Raw genomic sequence first — 18,995 nt, 5'->3', positions numbered from 1 at the left:
TTAATCTCCGATCATATCGATGTTCGCTGCGCCCGGTGGCACGATGGGGAAAACTTTTTCATTGGCGTCAATGCGTACGTGGATCAACGCTGGACCGGGTTGATTGAGCGCTTCTTTCAACGCGGCCTGCGGGTCGGCTGCCGCATTCAGATCGCAGGTTGCAAAGCCGAAACCTGCGGCAATGGCGAGAAAATTGGTGTTGTAGCGGTAATCGGCGGCGAAGATACGCTGCTGGAAAAACATATCCTGCTGCTGGTGAACCAGACCGAGCGACTGGTTGTTCATCAGGACGATTTTTACGTTGAGCCCTTCTTCTGCCGCGGTCGCCATTTCCTGAATATTCATCATCAGGCTGCCATCACCTGAGAAGCACACCACGGTGCGATCGGGTTCAGCCAGCGCTGCGCCAATCGCCGCAGGCAAGCCAAAGCCCATCGTGCCAAACCCGCCGGATGTCAGCCACTGGCGCGGACGACGCAGTGGATAAGACTGAGCGACCCACATCTGGTGTTGGCCGACATCGGTCGTGATGATGGCATCATCCGTCAGCGCCTGCGCCGTGGCCTGAACCAGTCCATAATGGCTTAATGGGTCGTCAGCATTCGGCATGCTGAACGGAAATTCCTGTTGCAGCCCGCTAACGGTTGCACGCCATACGTCACGCTGCTGTGGGGTGATATGTGGCAGCAGATGATCCAACGCCTCGGCGACATCGGCATTGATCGCCACGTGCGGTTGGCGGATCTTGCCTAACTCGGCCGGATCAATATCGATGTGAATGATGCTGGCCTGTGGGCAGAACTGTTCCGCTTTACCAATGGCACGATCGTCAAAACGCGCACCCAGCACAATTAACAAATCCGCCTGTTCTAAGATCAGATTGGTTGATCGTGCGGCGTGCATCCCCAACATACCGAGCGACAGCGGATGATCGACTGGCATAGCACCCAGGGCCATCAGCGTCATGGTGGTTGGCAGGCTAGCGCGTTCCGCCAGTTGAACCGCTTGTTCGTGTGCGACACCGCTAATAATTCCGCCACCCAGATAGAGAATCGGACGCTGGGCTGCGTTAATCATGGCCGCAGCCCGTTCAATTTCCTGCTGAGCAATAGTCGGTGGCGTATCGAGAGGGAAAATGTCTGGCAGTTCGCTCAACTCAATGGTCGCGTTCTGAATATCTTTTGGAATATCGATCCACACCGGGCCGGGACGGCCCGATTGCGCGATGCGAAAGGCTTCTGGGATCACGCGCGGCAGTTCGTTGATATCACGAACCAGATAGTTATGTTTGGTGACGGGAATGGAGATGCCGTAAGTGTCGACTTCCTGAAACGCATCGGTGCCGATCATGCTGGAAGGCACCTGACCGGTGATGCACACCAGCGGGATTGAATCCAGTTTGGCATCGGCGATGGCAGTAATCAGGTTGGTCGCCCCTGGGCCGCTGGACGCCATACAAACCGCGGCGCGTCCGCTGGCTCGCGCCATGCCTTGTGCCATAAACCCCGCGCCTTGCTCGTGGCGGGCAAGAACATGGCGGATAGTCTTACTTTGGCTCAGAGCATCATATAACGGCAGTGCTGCGCCGCCGGGGATGCCCGCTACGGTGGTGATACCCTGCTGTTCGAGCAGCCGAACAATTAACTGAGCGCCTGTATAACGCATGCTTACATCCTTCATCAGGGCCGGTGCAGTGTCGGAGCGGGGAGGGTAAAAACAAGAAACCCCGCTCGGCTGGCGCCGGCGGGGTTTGAGAATCTTCGATTCGGAACCCGTTACGGCGCGCTGCCGACGACGACGACGACTGCCACGAGCACGACGACGACCGCGTCAATATGCGCGGTGTTTAGTAGTGCTGAAGTGGAAGAAGAGTAGTGCGTCACGGGAATCCTAATTTATGTTCGGGTTATTTACATTCGAGCGCTTTATGGTCGAGCGTTGTGTTCGAATGTGTCATCAATCACCAATCCATATAAGCACAGCAGTACAAAAAGACACAATACCCACAAGGGATAAAAACTAAAAATGTCTCATTGATCACAATATATTGATATTTCACCGCGCTATTACCGCTTGATTTTTCATCCAAAAGCCAGAGAAGCGTGACTGTTTTCACAACTGGAACACGGTTTCAATGTTATAAATTATCAAATAATCATTGAGATAATGGGGTGGTAATAAATGAGTATCTCCCGAACGGTGGGGAAAGGCGCGCTGAGTGGCATCTTGCTGATGGCGATGGGTATAAGCCAGGCGATCGCCTGTCAGGCTGGCCCCGCCAACGAGTGGATGCGGGGTATTGAGCAGCAGCGTCAGGCGGATTTGGGTAATGGCTGCTATCTCAACCCTATCATTGCGGGCGATCATCCCGACCCTACGATTATCAAAGATGGGGAGGATTACTACATGACGTTCTCGTCATTTGACGATATCCCCGGACTGCTAATTTGGCATTCGCGCGATTTGGTGAACTGGCAGCCGCTTGGCCCCGCGATAACGACGCCCGTTGACGCAATTTGGGCTCCAGATCTAGTGAAGCACAACGATAAATATTACCTCTACTTCACGACGAACCGGATTATCGATGCCAAAGGGACGAAAAAGAAAACGCTGTATGTGATCACCGCCGATGATATTCGCGGCCCGTGGACGCCGCCGAAAGATACTGGCTTGAAAAATCCGGCCAGCGATCCCGGCCATGTGGTGGGGGAAGACGGTAAGCGTTACATCTTTATGTCTGGCGGCAACCGTGTGCAGTTAACGGATGATGGGCTGTCGACGGTCGGTGAAATGGAGGTGGTTTATCAGGGATGGCAGTACCCGGAAGCGTGGGATGTGGAAAGCTTCTCGCAGGAAGGGCCGAAGATGTTGCGCCACGGCGACTACTTCTACATGGTGCTGGCGGAAGGTGGCACGGCTGGGCCACCAACGGGGCACATGGTGATTGCGGCTCGATCGAAGTCGATCAACGGGCCGTGGGAAAACTCACCGCATAACCCGATTATCCGCACGCAGGATCGTTCAGATAAGTGGTGGTCGCGCGGTCACGCGACGCTGATCGAAGGGCCGGATAAAAATTGGTACATGGTGTATCACGGTTATGAAAACGGCTTTATGACGCTGGGACGGCAGGCGATGCTGGAGCCGATTGTCTGGGGCGATGACGGCTGGTTTACCTCTGCCGGATTCGATACTGGCAAACCGATTCGTAAACCGGAAGGGGGCGAGGCGGTGCCTCACGGTATCGGTTGGTCTGATAGCTTCACTGACGAGAAATTTCCAGCCCGCTGGCATTTTTACCGCGCCAATGCGGAAGAGCTAAAGCGGGTTACGCTCACCGATGGCAAGCTGCACCTGAAAGCAAAAGGAACATCGCCAAAAGACAGTGCACCGCTGACGATGATCCCCGGCGATCAGGCTTACCAAATTGAAGTCACGGCGAATTTCGCCCCTGGAGCACAGGCCGGTTTACTGCTGTTCTACAATGCGAAACTCTACGTCGGGCTGTCGTTTAATCAGGATGGCATTGTGATGCACCGCTATGGGCTGGAAAGGGCAGAGAAGAAATTGCCGCACATCACGGGTAATGAGGTGCAAATTCGGATGAAAAACGATCGCCACATCGTGACGTTTTACACCCGAACCTCGGATCAGGAACCGTGGAAGAAATATCCGGTGCAGATGGAAGTGTCCGGCTACCATCACAACGTCGCGTATGACTTCCTCAGCTTGCGGCCAGCGTTATATGCGTCGGGCGAAGGCGAGGTCACGTTCAGTAACCTGCGCTATCAGGCTTTACCTTAACTCTTTAATCGGAAGACGGGCGTGAAATTCCCAGGATGGCGGCAGCATCGGCGCTGCCATCCTGTAACGCCTGAGTCGGCCCATCATAATAAATCTGCCCGTCCACGATCAGTACCGTACGTTTTGCGATCCGCATGGCATCATCCAGATTGTGGGACACCATCAATAGCGTGAATTGGCGCTCCTCACACACGCTTTCAACCAGATCGAGCATCTCCTGACGTAGTGCGGGATCGAGTGCCGAGAAAGGTTCATCCAACAGCAGAATTGGCTGGTGACGCACCAGACAGCGTGCTAATGCCGCGCGCTGACGCTGTCCACCGGACACCTGCGAGGGCAGACGATCAAGAAGATCGGTTAATCCGACCCTGTCAGCAATCTGCCGCAGCGTTTCACGCTGTGCGGCATTGAGCCGCAGGCCGGGGTGCAACCCCAGCGCGATGTTCTGCCCAATCGTCAGGTGAGGAAACAGGTTATTTTCCTGAAACAGAATCGAAACCGGCCGTTTGGCGGGGGGCGTCTCGCGGTGAGATTCACCGTTAAGCCTCAGTTCGCCGCTGTCTGCCATCAGGAAACCCGCCACCAGATTTAACAGCGTGCTTTTTCCCGCACCGCTGGGGCCGAGGATAGCGATGCGCTCTCCCGGTTTGACGTGAAAATCAAAACGCATGGGTAAGTGCTGATAGAAGTAGGTTAATTTCTCAAGCGCGATCATGACGGCCTGCCAGTTTCTCAATCAGGGTAAATAACATAAAGCACAGCAGCATCAACAACAGTGCCGTGACTGCGCCGTCGGCGCTGCGATAGGAGCCAATTTGTTGGTACAGATAGAACGGCAGCGTGCGGAATTGCTCATTGCCAAATAGCGCGATAACGCCGAAATCCCCGATCGACAGCACACAGGCAAAGGCTAACGCTTGCGCGAGCGGCTGTTTCAGCGCGACGAGTTCGATCAACTTCAATCGCTGCCAGCCGCGAATATCCAGTGAAGTACAGAGCCGGTTGTAGCGCTCGGCAACGTCCAACATGGGGTTTTCCAGCACCTTAATGGCATACGGAATTGCCATCAGCGCATTCGTGAATACGACCAGCACATAGGGGGATTGCGGCAACCCGATGCTGTTATTCAGCAGCAGGAAAAAACCCGTTGCCAGCACAATACCCGGCATGGCGAGGATGAGCATACCGCTCAGATTCATCAACTGCCCGTAGAGTGGCTTCTGGCGTAACTTGAGCTCGCGGCTGCTCCAAAGCAGCATCATGGTCAGCACCAGACACAGCAATCCTGCGCTTAAGGCAATACGTAGCGAAGTAAACAGCGTTTGCCAGAGCACAGGCTGTTGCAGCACGGAAACCAATGAGCGGTTCACGCCATCAACCACCACGGCCAGCAAGGGGGGAACAACCAGCAGCAACAGCGCACCGATCAGAAGGCCGTCAGTGAGGCGGCTTAAGGCGCTATCCTGCGGGTTACGCCAGGCAAGCTGCTGCGTACTGCCGACAGGCAAAATACTCCCCAACCGCTGGCTCAACAGCACCAAACCGAGACAACAGACCATCTGAATTAATGCCAGCAGTGCCGCGCGTGCCGGATCGTAATCAAAGCTCAATGCCTGATAGATAGCTAGTTCAATCGTGGTCGCCTGCGGGCCACCGCCTAGCGACAGAACGGTGGCAAAACTGGCAAAGCAGAGCATAAAAATCAGCGCGCCGGTGGGTAAAATTTGCCTGCGCAGGGCAGGCCATTCCAACAGACGGAAATGCTGCCAGCTGTCCATGCCCAGATTGGCGGCTAACTGACGCTGCTCGGTGGCGATCCCTTCCAGTGACTGCAACAACAATCGGGTTGCTAGCGGCAGATTGAAAAACACATGCGCCAGCAGGATGCCTTGCAATCCATAGGGCGAAAAGGTGTATTTCAGGTCAAGCCAGCCCAGCGCAGAGGCCAGCCAGCCTTGTCGGCCATACACGCTGAGCAGGCCAAAAACGGCTACCAGTACGGGCAGCACTAGCGTCATCGCGCACAGGCGTAGCAGCCAGCGGTGGCCGGGGAAGCGCCGCCGATATAGCGCTCTGGCAAGAAAAATTGCCGGAACGGTAGAAAACAGCGCAGAGAGAAAGGCCTGCCAGAAGGTAAACCGAATGACATGCCAGAGATAGCTGTCATGCCATAGCGTGCGCCACTGGCTTTCTGGTGCCTGTATCCACAGTGCGCCAAAAGCCAGTACGGCAACGGAAATTAACAGCGTGGTGGCCAGTAGCCCTGGCCACAGACGTCCGCCGATCAGTGGCTGACGGCGCGTTGCCATGCCTGAATCCACTGCGTCCTTTGATCGGCGACTTCCTGCGCGCTGAACTGCATGGCTTTTTCAGGAACCGCGAGCGTCGCGAAGCCTGCTGGCAGTTCGGTTTTCACCGCCGGATACATCCAGTTGGTGGTGGGGATCGCCTGCTGGAAGGTTGGGCTCAGGATGAACTGCATAAAGCGTTTTGCCAGCTCAGGATTTTTGCTGGAAGCCAACTGCCCGGCGATTTCAATTTGCAGGTAATGCCCTTCGCTAAAGGTGGCTGCCGCGTAGTTGTCTTTCTTCTCTTCGATGATGTGATAGGCCGGTGACGTGGTATAGCTCAGTACCAGATCGGCTTCCCCTTTCAGAAACAAACCGTAGGCTTCACTCCAGCCTTTGGTCACGGTAACGGTTTTTTTCGCTAGCTTCTGCCAAGCTTGCGGCGCATCGTTGCCGTACACTTTCTGCATCCACAGCAGCAAACCTAATCCCGGTGTGCTGGTGCGCGGGTCCTGATAGATCACTTTCCACGGCGCGTTGCTGTCCACCAGTTCATGCAGGCTTGTCGGTGGGTTCTTCAGCGTGTCTTTGTTATACACAAACGCGAAATAGCCGTAGTCGTAAGGGATGAACGTTTTATTGCTCCAGCCGCCCGGCACCGTAACGGCGCTAGTGTCCTGACCGTGTGGCGTAAACAGGCCGGTTTGCTCAGCAGCCTGCAACAGGTTGTTGTCCAGCCCCAGAATGATGTCCGCTTTGCTATTTTTGCCTTCCATACGCAGACGATTCAGCAACGATGCGCCATCCTCCAGCGCGACGAAATTCAGTTCGCACTCGCACTCTTTTTCAAACGCGGTCTTGATGACGGGGCCTGGACCCCACTCGGAAGCGAACGAGTCATAGGTATAAACGGTAAGGGCGGGCTTGGCGAAAGCGGATGCTGAGAGCAGTAACAGACAAGGCAGGCTGGTTTTCAGCACGATGGCTGAACGTTGTAATAATTGATTTAACACTTTGCACTCCTGAGAATCATAGGGTGGCAAAGGACTTCGAGGCAGCAATAAGCCGCACTCTCAAATCCCTTCGCCGGTATTAACCGGATCAGGTTCGACGGGTATCTTCTCAGCGAAAAATTCTCCGCACCCCGTTGAGAACGGCTCATTGTAAAGGGTTAAGTCGGGTAGCGAAAGGCTCTCAGTGTTCCGGCGGCGCGAACCAAGCTTATATGCACACTTGGACGCTGTGGTGTGACCGCAGTACGTGCACAATTTCGTTTAACGTAATGACCTTGGTTGTTCTGTTTGTGGACATTCACCATTTCACGGCTTCCTTCTCGATTAGCGCGGTACACCAGTCGATAAAGGCGCGGATAGCAGGCGAAAGGTGGCGGCTTTGCGGGTAGAGGATGAAAATAGGTTCAAGCGGTGATCCGATATCAGGAAGCAGCCTGACAAGATGTCCATCAGAGAGTTGCTGGCGTACCATATAGCTGGCAATGCGTAGTAGGCCCAGACCGGCTACGCCTGCGGCGACATACGCATCGGTGTCATTTACGCTGATCTGTCCTGCTCGCGGAATCGCTACGGTGTGTGCCTCATCGTGAAACCCCCAACTCGTTGAACGACCTGTCCGGCTGTGGGTATATCCCACTGCGGTATGCTCTTTGAGCGAGTCCACCGTTGTGGGGTGTCCATGCTGTTCAAGATAGCGTGGGGAAGCGCAGATATGCCACTGGAACGTACCGAGTCGCCGTGCGACCAGTCGCGATAACGGCGGTTCTCCGGTTCTGATGACACAATCGATACCTTGCTGGACAATATCCACAGTGGCATCACCCAGGTGGAAGTCCAACCTTATTCCAGGATGACGTTCACAGAAGTCGGGTAGTGCCGGGATAAGGAAATTTTTGACCAGAGAAGGTGTCGCCCCGATTCTGATCGTTCCCTGTAGTTCCTCCTTTTGCTGTGCCGTTACGCTTTCCGCCGCGTGCACATCCCGCAAGATCGCTTTGCAACTGTCGTAATAGCGCAGGCCAACATCCGTAATACTGAGTGCTCGCGTCGTTCGGTTGAGTAACCGAGCGCCGAGATGTGATTCGAGTTCTTTGATGCTACGGGTGACGGTGGATGGCAGAACATGCAGGGTTTCCGCCGCTTTTTTGAAACTACCCGCATCGACCACACGGATAAATGTTTCCATGGCCTGAAACCGATCCATACGATGATGTCTCCCCATTTGCGATGAAACGTTGATAAGACGTACTGCCGTATTAGCAGCTATATCACCTTATCGTTTGATTTTTTCAAATTATGAAGTGATGGGGCTGAATCTTATCATCTTCACATTTTTGTATAACATGACACTCGAACTCTAAATATCCTTGTGCTGACAAGTATTATCAGACCAAGGGCATGTTAGCACACTGAATGCATAGGGACGTTCATCACTCCCTGTGATAGAGATAATTTGAAATTTTGAAGGAATTAAGGCGTGAATGACAGCGGAACAGTATTGAAAGATATTCTTGTACTTGGCGCAGGGCAACTCGGTATGGCGGTATTGCGTGCTCTTGCACCGCGTGCGCGAGCCTTGCCGTTGTCGGTCACGGTACTCGTCTCACCGGACACCGTTAACGATCCGTCGGAGCAGGGTATGGCAACACTGAGCGAACTCCGTGCACTAGGGGTTGACGTTATCGGGTTCGATCTGGCCTCTGATGAATACGCTCTGACGGGGCTTTTCAAGCATTATAAGACGGTATTGAACTGTTCGGGATTCGTAGCAGGGCCGGGCACTCAAATGAAAATAACCAGAGCTGTGTTGGCTGCCAATGTCACGCGCTATTTCCCTTGGCAATTCGGTGTTGATTATGACGTCGTGGGGCGAAAAAGTGGCCATCCGGTTTTTGATGAGCAGTACGACGTGAGACAGTTGCTACGTAGCCAACTGGGTACCGAATGGGTGATCGTTTCGACCGGTATGTTCACGAGTTTCCTGTTTGAGCCCGCCTTCAATGTGGTGGATCTGGAACGCGGAATCCTTCACGGTCTGGGAAGTTGGGATACGAAAGTGACCGTGACGATCCCCGAAGACATTGGCTGGCTCACGACTGAAATCTTGTTGGCCGAACCACGATGGGTTAATGAGGTTGTCTACGTGGCAGGTGACACGATCTCATACGGGCAACTTGCCGATGTCGTTGAACGTGTCACGGGGAAGGTCTTTGAGAAGACACTATGGACTCTGGACAAATTGCGCAGGGATCTGAAAGTGGCTCCAGATGACGCAATGGCACGCTATCGGGCCGCGTTTGCTTTGGGAGAGGGGATGTGGTGGGACAAATCCGGCACGTTCAATGAACGTAAGGGTTACGAGACGGTCGACGTCGAGCATTTCTTACGGATGCAGTTGCAAAAATAGACAGAAACGTGCGGAGCTATTCAACGTGCCCCGCACTTTTTCCAAATGCAGTCAGCGTTCCGGCGGCGCGAACCAGGCGGATTTAAAATCAAACCAGCCCAGCATATTCATCCTGACGCCGCGCATGCTGCGCTGCCCTTGAAGTTGCAGCCAGTGGTGCAATAACGGATGCAGTTGCCCACTCTTGATGAGCTTTTCACACCATTCCGCCATTGGTAACGTATGGCTACGCCACTGCTGTGCATCAGTATCTAGGTCGTCATTCAGGCAATGTTGCACCAGTGGCAACTCATAGAGCATGGCGAACAGCGAGAATTCGAGCGGCAGATAACAATTCAGGCTGCCAAACCAGATATCGCTCTCGGCATTGCCCTGATACCAATCTTCGTAACTGATGGTCTGAAGATGTAGGGTAACGCCCTGTTGTGCCAGCAGCGTGCGCATAATCTCGCTTAATATCCGGTACTCTGGGTGTTCCTGATAGAACGTGAGCGTGACGTCGGTTAGTCCATCGGGAATGGACTGTGGCGTATCGGGATGATGGTGATGCCAGCGTGGCAGCAGGCTATAGGCGGGTGACCAGTCGCGCTGGTTGCTGGTATTGGCGTGGCTGAGTAGCGAAATAGGGTTAAATACCTGTCTTAGCCATCGCAGCGCTTCTGGACGCTGGTTCAGCGGCGATCGTTTGTCGAATAACAGGAAATAACCGCCTTCTTCCATTCGGCTTTCCAGCTGTTCATGGTGGGAATCATCAGACTGGAATTGGACAGACACTGGCATTTCTTCCGGCTCGTCCGGCAAAACCCAGATGTTGACCTCATCAATCAGCGCCCGATAGCCAAAATAGTCGTCGAAGGCGCGGATTTTCAACTGGCTGCTGTTATTGCGTACTACAGCGTAAGGCCCAGTGCCAATCGGGTGTTGGGCGAAATTCGGCAGCGTTTGCCACTCCTGCGGCAGAATCATGGCGTGCACGCTGGCCAGGAGCCACGGCAGCCATTTATCTGGGCTACTCAGCCGGATATCAATCACAAACGGCATCGGTGAATTCACCGCTTCAATATGGGAGAAGAGTGGAAGCGGAATGAGCCGTGATAATGATGTGGTGATGTCGTCCATCGTGAGTTCACGACCGTGATGGAAACGGATAGCCGGTCGCAGATAAAAGCGCCAGTGCAGCGGTGCTAGCATCTGCCAGTGATGAGCCAGGTCGGGTTTTAGTTCCCCATTTTCCTCATTTATATTAGTCAGGCCGCTAAAAATTTGTCGCGCAATATGCATTTCTGAGCGCCGCAGTGCCGAACTGGGCAGCAAATTGCGTAATGGGCGGTAATAGAGGATGCGCAGAATGTGCTTTCCTTGCCGGAAACTCCGGCCAAGGTGGGAGAGTAGCATCTGGCGCACCGCTTCTTTGTCACCGACCAACTGCACCAGTTGCTCAATACGATCCTGTTCTAGCAGATCCTCGGCACGCTGTTGCTGTAGCGCTAATCCGGTATACACAAAGGAGAGCTGCGAACGCTTTCCTCTTCCGGCTTCTGCCTGCCAGATGAGCCAGCCTTCCAGCTGCATCGCGTTCAATAACGAGCGGATATGGCGGCGTGAGCAGTTCAGCCCCCCCGTCAGCTCTTGCAGCGTGGTGTCGGTGGTTTGTCCCTGAAAGTGTTGCCACAGACGGATGAACTGTTGTTGCAATCGAGGAGAAGACATAAAAGAGGAACTCCCTGCACTAAAGTCATCAATTTATCTTTCCCTATATTACGTCGATACTTTCTAACAAGGAAAGAGAGGAGGTGGCTCATGACAATTTCCCGTTTGTCCCAGTTCTATCGAACCTACTTATCGACCTGTAAAGTGAAGTGGTTGCGATGGATGTCTACCCAACAGCGCGTTGCATTATTGCAGCAGGCGACGCAGTGGCACCTGAACGAAATGTCCGACGACGAATACCGTCATTGGCTCTAGGTGGTGCGAGGAAATGTATTCTGAGTAATGGTGATGTTTCACCAACCAGCGAGTTTTCTCGCTGGTTTTTTTTATGGTGCAGATCTGCTTACCGCGTTTGAGTTGTCGCTGATGGTTTACCCTAAGGAGATATCAGCGGTAGTTTTCACGTAATGGTTTACCCTCGCTGAGCAATGCACAATAACGCGCCAATTCGTCCTGCTGGTGTGCATTGCGTATCTGCAAGGCCAGATTAATCGTGGCAAGCTGCCGAGCGTTGTCGGCCAATTCCTGTGGTATTTTTTTTTGTTTGGCTAGCCAGTCGGCGACATCACTCCACTCCCATAGCGGCGATGTACCGCGTAAGCGTTGAACCGGAGAGGGGAAATCGCCTGCGCCACGTTTTCCATCTTTTAGAAGCGCAATGGCTTGACGCGACAGCGCGGCTAAGGCGGCGATGTCACTAATCCCAACCCAGGCCGCATCGACGGAGTGGACTCTTGCCTGAATATCTGCGGACTCAATATCATGAATAGCGCTGATGACTGCGGTAGAAAAATGCGGGCTTTCTCGATCAAATTCGAGATAGACGGCGTTGCCATAGAAGCAGATCAGAGCATCGTCGCAGCCGCTGGCAAAAAGTGCATCTTCTAGTCCTGCGGTGTCTGCACAAACGCCCGATAGCGTGAGAGAGAAGTGATACGTTGCCATAAATTCCTCAGTAAGCCGTATGTGTCTTCTACTGTTTCTGCATTGCCAGACAGCTATCGACGTTGCGGCGGATTTGCTTTGCGTGGTTTTCCGAGACTGATGGCGTGGACCAAATACTCATTATATGAGTACTGTGGTCTGGCGTGCTGCAGATAAGCCTGCCAAATGCATGTCCGTTACTGGAATAAAAACGCCACCCCCGCGTTAATGCGTATTCAATAGCTTCCTGTATATGCTTATTTGGATGTTTTTTCATCGCTATAGAGGGCCATGGTAAATTTTTATGTTGACGAATGTCAACGCTTCCATTGGTGGAGCGTGAAATATACCCGCTTATTTCTCTGAAAATTAAACGACGTGATGAGGCTGCGTGCGGTTTCGCAAAAGTAGGTTGAGAAGAAGAGGGAAAGCCTGCCTGCAGAGGGTGGTATGCAGATAATGCTAACGTGAAGATGATTTAATACCAAAAATAAAATATTAGAATGGAATTCATTGTCATTAAAATTAAACAATTCTATGAATGTGTTTCTATACTAATAATGAATGGTCACGTAAGTGTGGTGACCAAGATGATTCACTAACCTTATGTAATAGTTTACGTTTTGAATTGTTTTTAATTGAAATGATTTTCGTTGAAATGACGCTTTTCCGTGATGGCGATCTTGTAGATAAAATTATTTTTAGAGGTTCCTATTTTTTCTCTCGTACTTAACGCACATTGTTATAATATTTAAATGCTATGTAACATGTGGTGGCGTTTTATTTTTCCTTGTTTACCTGAAATTCACTTCACAGCAACTTTCTGAATAACTCGACGGATGTAAAAATGAGCGATGTACCGTATCAGTCAATAGCACTTTACGAAAAATCAGAACCTTGGCATTCCTCCCCTGGGGTGCATAATATTAAGTTAACGCCTCTTTTTATTATTGTTTTTTCTGGTGTTTTACTGCTCTTTGCCGTTGCTGTCGCAACATCATCCTACTTTCTGAAGCAGGCAGAATTGTCATTAAATGAATCAACGCTGGAATTGAATGTTCGGATGGAGTTAGTTGATAGCGCTAACCATATGCGTGCGGCACGTATGAATTTGCTGCATGCCGTGAACCATTTACATAATGGTCTTACGAACAATTACAACGCCAGTATGAAAGCCGCAGAAGAACGGCTGGTGATGTCGCAGCAAATGTTTAACGGATATCAAAATAGAGCGGCCCGTTCTGATGTTGAACTCGCCCGTGATAATGAGCTAAAAGCGCGTTATAGCGATTATGTTGAGCGGGGTACCAAGCCCATGTTTGACATAGCGAAAAAAGGTAATGTTGAAGAACTCAATGCGTTTGAGTCGACGACGATGTCTAAATTGGATGATGAGTACGATGTGCCGCTGAAAGCGTCCTACCTTTATCGGGTTGAGATGGCCAAGAATATTAATGTGACGGCTGAGAGACATTCAACGCTGGGATACACGCTCATGACCGGGGCATTTATTCTTGCCATCGTGTTAACCGGCATGACGTTCTTATTAATTCGCCGAGTTATTATTAACCCAATACAGTATTGGGTGTCGCGTATACAGGCGATCGCGCAGGGGGACTTAACGCGTGCGCGTGCGGATGTGGGGAGAAATGAAATAGGCATTTTGGGTAACAATATCCAGCAAATGCAGGATTCACTCTCAGAAACGGTTGGCTCGGTGCGTGATAGCGCGGAGTCTATTCACAGCAGTTCGACGAAAATCGCCGTTGGCAATACAGATTTGTCCGCACGAACGGAACAGCAGGCTGCGGCGCTGGCGGAAACGGCTGCCAGTATGGAACAGCTCACGGCGGCGGTGAAACAAAATACCGATAATGCGCATCATGCTAGCAAGGCGGCGACGGATACGTCGTCTAAAGCGGTGAACGGTGGCAGCATTGTTGAACAGGTTGTGGGTTCGATGGCGGACATTGCCAAAAGTTCAGGCAAAATTTCGGAGATTATTGCGCTTATTAACGGGATTGCATTCCAGACCAATATTCTGGCGCTGAATGCGGCGGTGGAAGCGGCCCGAGCGGGTGAGCAAGGCAAAGGGTTTGCGGTGGTTGCAGGAGAAGTGCGTAATCTGGCACAGCGCTCTGCTAACGCAGCGACGGAGATTGCCGCACTAATTAAAGAATCGGCAACCAGAGTGACGGAGGGGACGACGCTGGCGTCTGAAGCAGGTAAAGCGATGGCTGAGATTGTCGCCGAAATTAATAACGTCACCCGGATCATGAATGAGATTGCGTTGGCTTCCGATGAGCAAAGCAGCGGTATCAATCAGGTGTCGTTAGCGATATCAGAAATGGATCGGGTTACGCAACAAAACGCGACGCTGGTGTTGGAGGCTTCCTCGTCTGCCTCATCGCTGGAGCAGCAGGCTGAGAGGTTGAATCTTGGGGTGTCCAGGTTTCACCTGATGTAATCCCGTTGGTAAAAAAGCCAGAGCGGTAAAAAACAGGGATGTATCATTGATCGCCAGCGGCTTGCGTCGCTGGCTTTTTTTTCGACGTTTTTTCCAGCATGGGATGTTAATCCACTTCTGATAGAATCAATGAAACAGGTTCACTGCTTCTGGATGATAACGCTCGCATGTTGCTTCTCCGCCAGAGCAATTTTGTACAAACGATAAGAGGATTGATGCGTGCATAAAAAGCCGGTTGCGCAAGAGCAGACAAACTTCAAGCACCTTGACGCACTCGGCGGTCTGGATATGTTGCAGGCGCAGTACTACCAGCAGCGTTTTCCTCGGCATGTTCATGATACCTATTGCATCAGCGTGATTGAGCAGGGCGCTCAGCGCTTTTATCGTTCAGGTGCAGAGCATGTTGCGCCCAAAGGTGACATCATCTTGGTGAATGCGGACGATGTGCATACGGGAAGTTCTGAGGTTGAAACTGGCTGGGCCTATCGAGCCATTTATCCGCATCCTGACCTTTTTTGTTCGATTAATCAGGATCTTCAACGCTCAAAGGATTCCATTCCGTGGTTTCCTGATGCTGTGGTGCACGATCCGGGGTTGGCGGAACAACTGCTCATGACGTTTAATATGCTTGCTCAGCCGGGCAACATGCTATTGAAAGAAACGCTACTGTTATCTTCACTGACCTGGCTAACAATGCGCTATAGCAAGACTCGCCTGACGCCACAAATGTTGCCCATTGCGACCCAAAAAATATTGAATGTTAAAGCTTTTATGGACAGCTATCCCGAGAAAGAACTCGCTCTCGTTGAATTGGCAGAGCTTGCTGAACTGAGTGTATGGCACTTCCTACGACAGTTTAAAGCGGTTGTCGGTATTACGCCCCACGCTTATTTGATTCAGGCTCGTCTGCGCAAGGCTAAAGACCTATTGCGTAAAGGTAGTTCTATCCTCGATGTCTCTGTGTCGTGTGGGTTTACCGACCAGAGCCACTTCCATCGTCATTTCAAAAATTCTTTAGGGCTGACGCCAGGCGAGTTTGCTAAAGGCAACGCATAACCCGTCATACTTCAAGTTGCCTGTGCGTTGTTTAAAACGTTAACGTTTTGTCCTGAAACTCGAATTATTTAGTGTATTAATAGGCTCGTTCTCTATTCTGATGCGCAGCAACTTTATCCAATACTATTAAAAAGCGTTTTGTTAATTTCCCGCTATCGATTTATTTATGGTAGTGCAATGTTATATGGAAAACACCGTAACTCGTTCATCGTCGGCAGCTAAAGACACGGTTAGCTCGTGGAAGCACTTTATGACCGGCGTGGTTGAAATGCTTCCTCTCTGTTTATCTGTTGTGCCCTGGGGGATTCTTGCTGGCTCGATGGCTATTCAATCCGGCTTGTCTATTGGGCAAAGTATCGGGATGTCCGCCATTATTTTTGCGGGAGCGGCGCAATTAGTTTCGTTAGGATTGCTTATGTCTGGGGCGAATGTTGCGACGCTATTAATCTCCGTTTTCTTTATCACCGCACAGCACCTGATATACGGCCTGACACTACGCGAATACGTTTCAACCTTGAAATTAAGAAAACGGCTGCCTATTGGTTTTTTATTATCAGATGAACTATTTGCGCTCAGTGAAAAGAAAGATAGGAAGAACAATGTCAGCGCCAGCTATTTAATCGGTGCGGGCGTCACCTTTTATATCTTTTGGAATATCTTTAGCATTCTTGGTGTGCTCATGGCGTCTTCTGTGCCTGACCTGGATAAATATCACCTTGATTATTCTATCGTTGCCACGTTCATCACCATCGTTGTCCCGATGATCAAGAAAATCAGTACCTTTTCTGGTGTCCTTTTTTCCCTACTATTATCGATGCTATTGAGCTATTTCAAGATAGAAGGTGCCATCGCTATTGCCGGTGTCGGCGGTATGTTTTTCTCTGTATTCATCGCATCTGTGCTTAAGGAAGAAAAATGAGTTGGTTATTGATATTCGTTCTGTCGGGGATCGTGTTTTTTAATCGCTATATCTTTCTTGAGCCTGCTGTTCCGGTAAAAATTCCTGTTTTACTCCATCGTGCTTTAAAGTATTCCGCGCCATGTTTACTTACTGCGATTTGTGGGCCGATTATTTTAATGGAACACGGCGTTATTCGTGTATTTCCTGATAACCCTTATTTCCTCGGCGCGATGGTGAGTGTCGTGATTTCATTTTTTATCAGAAATATTGTGATCGCAGTGCTCCTGAGTATGCTGGCTTTTTATCTCATTGCTGCCTTGCTTTAGCGCTTAATTTAAAAAAGAAAAAGCCCGCAAAAATGCGGGCTTCATACTATCCGTAATCTCAAACTATCCGTAATCTTAAATCAGTTCAGAAACGCTGGCTGATTCTTTTCATACTCGGTAATCGATGCTTCGTGTTGCAGCGTCAGGCCGATGCTGTCTAATCCGTTGATCATGCAGTGACGGCGGAAGCTGTCGATTTCAAACGGATAGCGTTTGCTGCCCGCCTGAACAACCTGATTTTCCAGATCGACCGTGAAAGTAATACCTTCCTGCCCGTCCACCAGCTTGAACAGCTCGTCCACTTCCTCGTCGCTCAACTTCACTGGTAACAGTTGGTTGTTAAACGAGTTGCCATAGAAAATATCGGCGAAGCTTGGGGCGATAACGACGCTGAAGCCGTAGTCGGTCAGCGCCCACGGTGCGTGTTCACGGGAAGAGCCACAGCCGAAGTTTTCCCGCGCCAGCAGGATACTCGCCCCTTTGTAATGCGGTTTGTTCAGCACAAATTCAGGGTTAGGCTGTTGACCGGCATCGTCCAGAAAGCGCCAGTCGTGGAACAAATGTTGGCCGAAACCGGTACGCGTAACTTTTTGCAGAAACTGCTTGGGAATGATGGCGTCAGTATCGACGTTAGCGGCATCCAGAGGAACCACCAGACCTGTGTGTTGGGTAAATTTAGCCATGTCGGTTTCTCTCTTAATTCAACTCGCGGACGTCGGCAAAGCGACCCGTCACCGCAGCCGCAGCAGCCATCGCCGGGCTGACCAGATGGGTGCGTCCAGCGCGCCCCTGACGGCCTTCAAAGTTACGGTTGCTGGTTGATGCACAACGCTCGCCGGGGTTCAGGCGGTCATTGTTCATCGCCAGACACATGGAGCAGCCCGGTAAGCGCCACTCGAAACCGGCTTCGATGAACACTTTATCCAGCCCTTCCAGCTCCGCCATGGTTTTTACCGGGCCGGAACCGGGTACGACGATAGCCTGCACGCCTACGGCAACTTTACGCCCTTTGGCGATTTCTGCCGCCGCACGCAAATCTTCAATGCGTGAGTTGGTGCAAGAACCAATGAAGACTTTATCGATCTTCACATCGGTCAGTTTAATGCCGGGTTGCAGGTCCATATAGGCCAGTGCTTTGACGGCAGAGGCACGTTCTACTGGATCGCTGAAAGAATCAGGGCTAGGGATTTCCTGATTGACGGCGATAACCTGACCGGGGTTGGTGCCCCAGGTAACCTGTGGTGCAATCTGCGCAGCGTCCAGCGTGACGATAGTGTCGAACTGCGCGCCATCATCCGATTTCAACGTGCTCCAGTATGTAACAGCAGCGTCCCAGTCGGCGTCTTTCGGTGCAAACTGGCGACCTTTCAGATAGTTAAACGTGGTTTCATCTGGTGCAACCAGACCGGCCTTCGCGCCCATCTCAATGGCCATGTTGCACAGCGTCATACGGCCTTCCATGCTCAGCGCACGAATAGCCTTACCACAGAATTCAACCACATGACCGGTGCCGCCCGCGCTACCGGTTTTACCGATGATCGCCAGCACGATGTCTTTCGCGGTGATGCCGTGTGCAGCATCACCGGTGACTTCAATCTTCATGGTTTTGGCGCGACCCTGTTTCAGGGTTTGCGTCGCCAGCACATGTTCCACTTCCGACGTACCGATGCCGAAGGCCAGTGAGCCAAATGCGCCGTGCGTTGCGGTGTGTGAGTCACCGCAAACGATGGTCATACCCGGCAGCGTCATCCCTTGTTCTGGGCCGATAACGTGAACGATGCCTTGATACGGGTGGTTCAGGTCATACAATTGAACGCCAAACTCCGCACAGTTCTTGATTAGCTCCTGCATCTGAATGCGGGCCATCTCACCACTGGCGTTGATGTCCTTGGTCTGCGTGGACACGTTGTGGTCCATGGTCGCGAAGGTTTTCCCCGGTTGACGAACCTTGCGGCCCATCGCACGCAGGCCGTCGAACGCCTGCGGAGAGGTCACTTCATGCACCAGATGCCTGTCGATATACAGCAACGGTGTTTCGTTCGGCGCTTCATGAACGATGTGCGCATCGAACAATTTTTGATATAACGTCTTACCCATGG

The 18,995-nt window shown here is 51.7% G+C and carries 17 protein-coding genes and 1 riboswitch; of the genes, 7 read left to right on the top strand and 10 right to left on the bottom strand.

Annotated elements, in window-relative coordinates:
* Complete coding sequence (ilvB, locus tag GZ59_RS18440) at positions 1 to 1,665, bottom strand: acetolactate synthase large subunit (protein ID WP_039293724.1); 1,665 nt, start codon at positions 1,663 to 1,665, stop codon at positions 1 to 3.
* 516 nt (positions 1,666 to 2,181) lie between these two features.
* Between ilvB and GZ59_RS18435 the strand changes: the two genes are divergently transcribed.
* Positions 2,182 to 3,804 (top strand): family 43 glycosylhydrolase, encoded by a 1,623-nt coding sequence (locus tag GZ59_RS18435; protein ID WP_039293721.1) that lies wholly within the window; start codon positions 2,182 to 2,184, stop codon positions 3,802 to 3,804.
* A gap of 4 nt (positions 3,805 to 3,808) precedes the next feature.
* Here the strand turns inward: GZ59_RS18435 and thiQ are convergent, their stop codons facing one another.
* The 4 genes from thiQ to GZ59_RS18415 form a co-directional block, all read right to left on the bottom strand.
* A complete protein-coding gene (gene thiQ, locus GZ59_RS18430; RefSeq protein ID WP_039293718.1) occupies positions 3,809 to 4,519 on the bottom strand; it encodes a thiamine ABC transporter ATP-binding protein ThiQ in 711 nt (236 codons plus the stop codon).
* Positions 4,506 to 6,113, bottom strand: a complete 1,608-nt coding sequence (thiP, locus tag GZ59_RS18425; protein ID WP_039293715.1) for a thiamine/thiamine pyrophosphate ABC transporter permease ThiP — start codon at positions 6,111 to 6,113, stop codon at positions 4,506 to 4,508. The genes thiQ and thiP overlap by 14 nt, the downstream gene beginning before the upstream one ends.
* The gene (gene thiB / locus GZ59_RS18420) at positions 6,089 to 7,072 is read right to left on the bottom strand and encodes a thiamine ABC transporter substrate binding subunit (RefSeq protein WP_144243133.1); all 984 of its coding nucleotides are present in this window, start codon (positions 7,070 to 7,072) and stop codon (positions 6,089 to 6,091) included. Before thiB ends, thiP begins: the two co-directional genes overlap by 25 nt.
* An 80-nt stretch (positions 7,073 to 7,152) precedes the next feature.
* Positions 7,153 to 7,249: riboswitch (TPP riboswitch) on the bottom strand.
* Positions 7,250 to 7,403: 154 nt separating this feature from the next.
* The gene (locus tag GZ59_RS18415) at positions 7,404 to 8,309 is read right to left on the bottom strand and encodes a LysR family transcriptional regulator (protein WP_039293711.1); all 906 of its coding nucleotides are present in this window, start codon (positions 8,307 to 8,309) and stop codon (positions 7,404 to 7,406) included.
* Positions 8,310 to 8,582: 273 nt separating this feature from the next.
* Between GZ59_RS18415 and GZ59_RS18410 the strand changes: the two genes are divergently transcribed.
* Complete coding sequence (locus GZ59_RS18410; RefSeq protein ID WP_039293706.1) at positions 8,583 to 9,512, top strand: aromatic alcohol reductase; 930 nt, start codon at positions 8,583 to 8,585, stop codon at positions 9,510 to 9,512.
* A gap of 51 nt (positions 9,513 to 9,563) precedes the next feature.
* On the opposite strand, the gene sgrR is transcribed toward GZ59_RS18410, so the two are convergent.
* Positions 9,564 to 11,222 (bottom strand): HTH-type transcriptional regulator SgrR, encoded by a 1,659-nt coding sequence (gene sgrR / locus GZ59_RS18405; protein ID WP_039293704.1) that lies wholly within the window; start codon positions 11,220 to 11,222, stop codon positions 9,564 to 9,566.
* Between the two features lie 90 nt (positions 11,223 to 11,312).
* Between sgrR and sgrT the strand changes: the two genes are divergently transcribed.
* Positions 11,313 to 11,477, top strand: coding sequence for a glucose uptake inhibitor SgrT (sgrT, locus tag GZ59_RS18400; RefSeq protein WP_039293701.1), 165 nt, complete (start codon positions 11,313 to 11,315; stop codon positions 11,475 to 11,477).
* Positions 11,478 to 11,609: 132 nt separating this feature from the next.
* Here sgrT and GZ59_RS18395 read toward each other — a convergent pair whose 3' ends face one another.
* Both GZ59_RS18395 and GZ59_RS23945 read right to left on the bottom strand, forming a co-directional pair.
* Entirely contained in the window at positions 11,610 to 12,167 is a 558-nt protein-coding gene (locus GZ59_RS18395; RefSeq protein WP_039293698.1) for a helix-turn-helix transcriptional regulator, read from the bottom strand.
* 28 nt (positions 12,168 to 12,195) lie between these two features.
* Entirely contained in the window at positions 12,196 to 12,423 is a 228-nt protein-coding gene (locus tag GZ59_RS23945) for a hypothetical protein (RefSeq protein WP_071598484.1), read from the bottom strand.
* A 570-nt stretch (positions 12,424 to 12,993) separates the two neighbouring features.
* Between GZ59_RS23945 and GZ59_RS18385 the strand changes: the two genes are divergently transcribed.
* From GZ59_RS18385 to GZ59_RS18370, 4 genes are all read left to right on the top strand, one after another.
* Positions 12,994 to 14,613, top strand: a complete 1,620-nt coding sequence (locus tag GZ59_RS18385; protein ID WP_039293692.1) for a methyl-accepting chemotaxis protein — start codon at positions 12,994 to 12,996, stop codon at positions 14,611 to 14,613.
* Positions 14,614 to 14,832: 219 nt separating this feature from the next.
* Positions 14,833 to 15,669 carry a helix-turn-helix transcriptional regulator gene (locus tag GZ59_RS18380; protein WP_039293690.1) on the top strand — a complete coding sequence of 279 codons (837 nt, stop codon included), beginning with the start codon at positions 14,833 to 14,835 and terminating at the stop codon, positions 15,667 to 15,669.
* Positions 15,670 to 15,853: 184 nt separating this feature from the next.
* Positions 15,854 to 16,588 (top strand): AzlC family ABC transporter permease, encoded by a 735-nt coding sequence (locus GZ59_RS18375; protein ID WP_039293687.1) that lies wholly within the window; start codon positions 15,854 to 15,856, stop codon positions 16,586 to 16,588.
* Complete coding sequence (locus GZ59_RS18370; RefSeq protein WP_039293682.1) at positions 16,585 to 16,896, top strand: AzlD domain-containing protein; 312 nt, start codon at positions 16,585 to 16,587, stop codon at positions 16,894 to 16,896. The genes GZ59_RS18375 and GZ59_RS18370 overlap by 4 nt, the downstream gene beginning before the upstream one ends.
* An 80-nt stretch (positions 16,897 to 16,976) precedes the next feature.
* On the opposite strand, the gene leuD is transcribed toward GZ59_RS18370, so the two are convergent.
* Both leuD and leuC read right to left on the bottom strand, forming a co-directional pair.
* The gene (gene leuD, locus GZ59_RS18365; RefSeq protein ID WP_039293679.1) at positions 16,977 to 17,579 is read right to left on the bottom strand and encodes a 3-isopropylmalate dehydratase small subunit; all 603 of its coding nucleotides are present in this window, start codon (positions 17,577 to 17,579) and stop codon (positions 16,977 to 16,979) included.
* Positions 17,580 to 17,592: 13 nt separating this feature from the next.
* Entirely contained in the window at positions 17,593 to 18,993 is a 1,401-nt protein-coding gene (gene leuC / locus GZ59_RS18360; RefSeq protein ID WP_039293676.1) for a 3-isopropylmalate dehydratase large subunit, read from the bottom strand.
* Between the last annotated feature and the right edge of the window lie 2 nt (positions 18,994 to 18,995).

The sequence above is a fragment of the Pectobacterium atrosepticum genome, from assembly GCF_000740965.1.
Classification (GTDB): Bacteria; Pseudomonadota; Gammaproteobacteria; order Enterobacterales; family Enterobacteriaceae; genus Pectobacterium; species Pectobacterium atrosepticum.
Note: the sequence above shows the minus strand (reverse complement) of the source record. Positions and strands in the feature narration are given on the sequence as shown.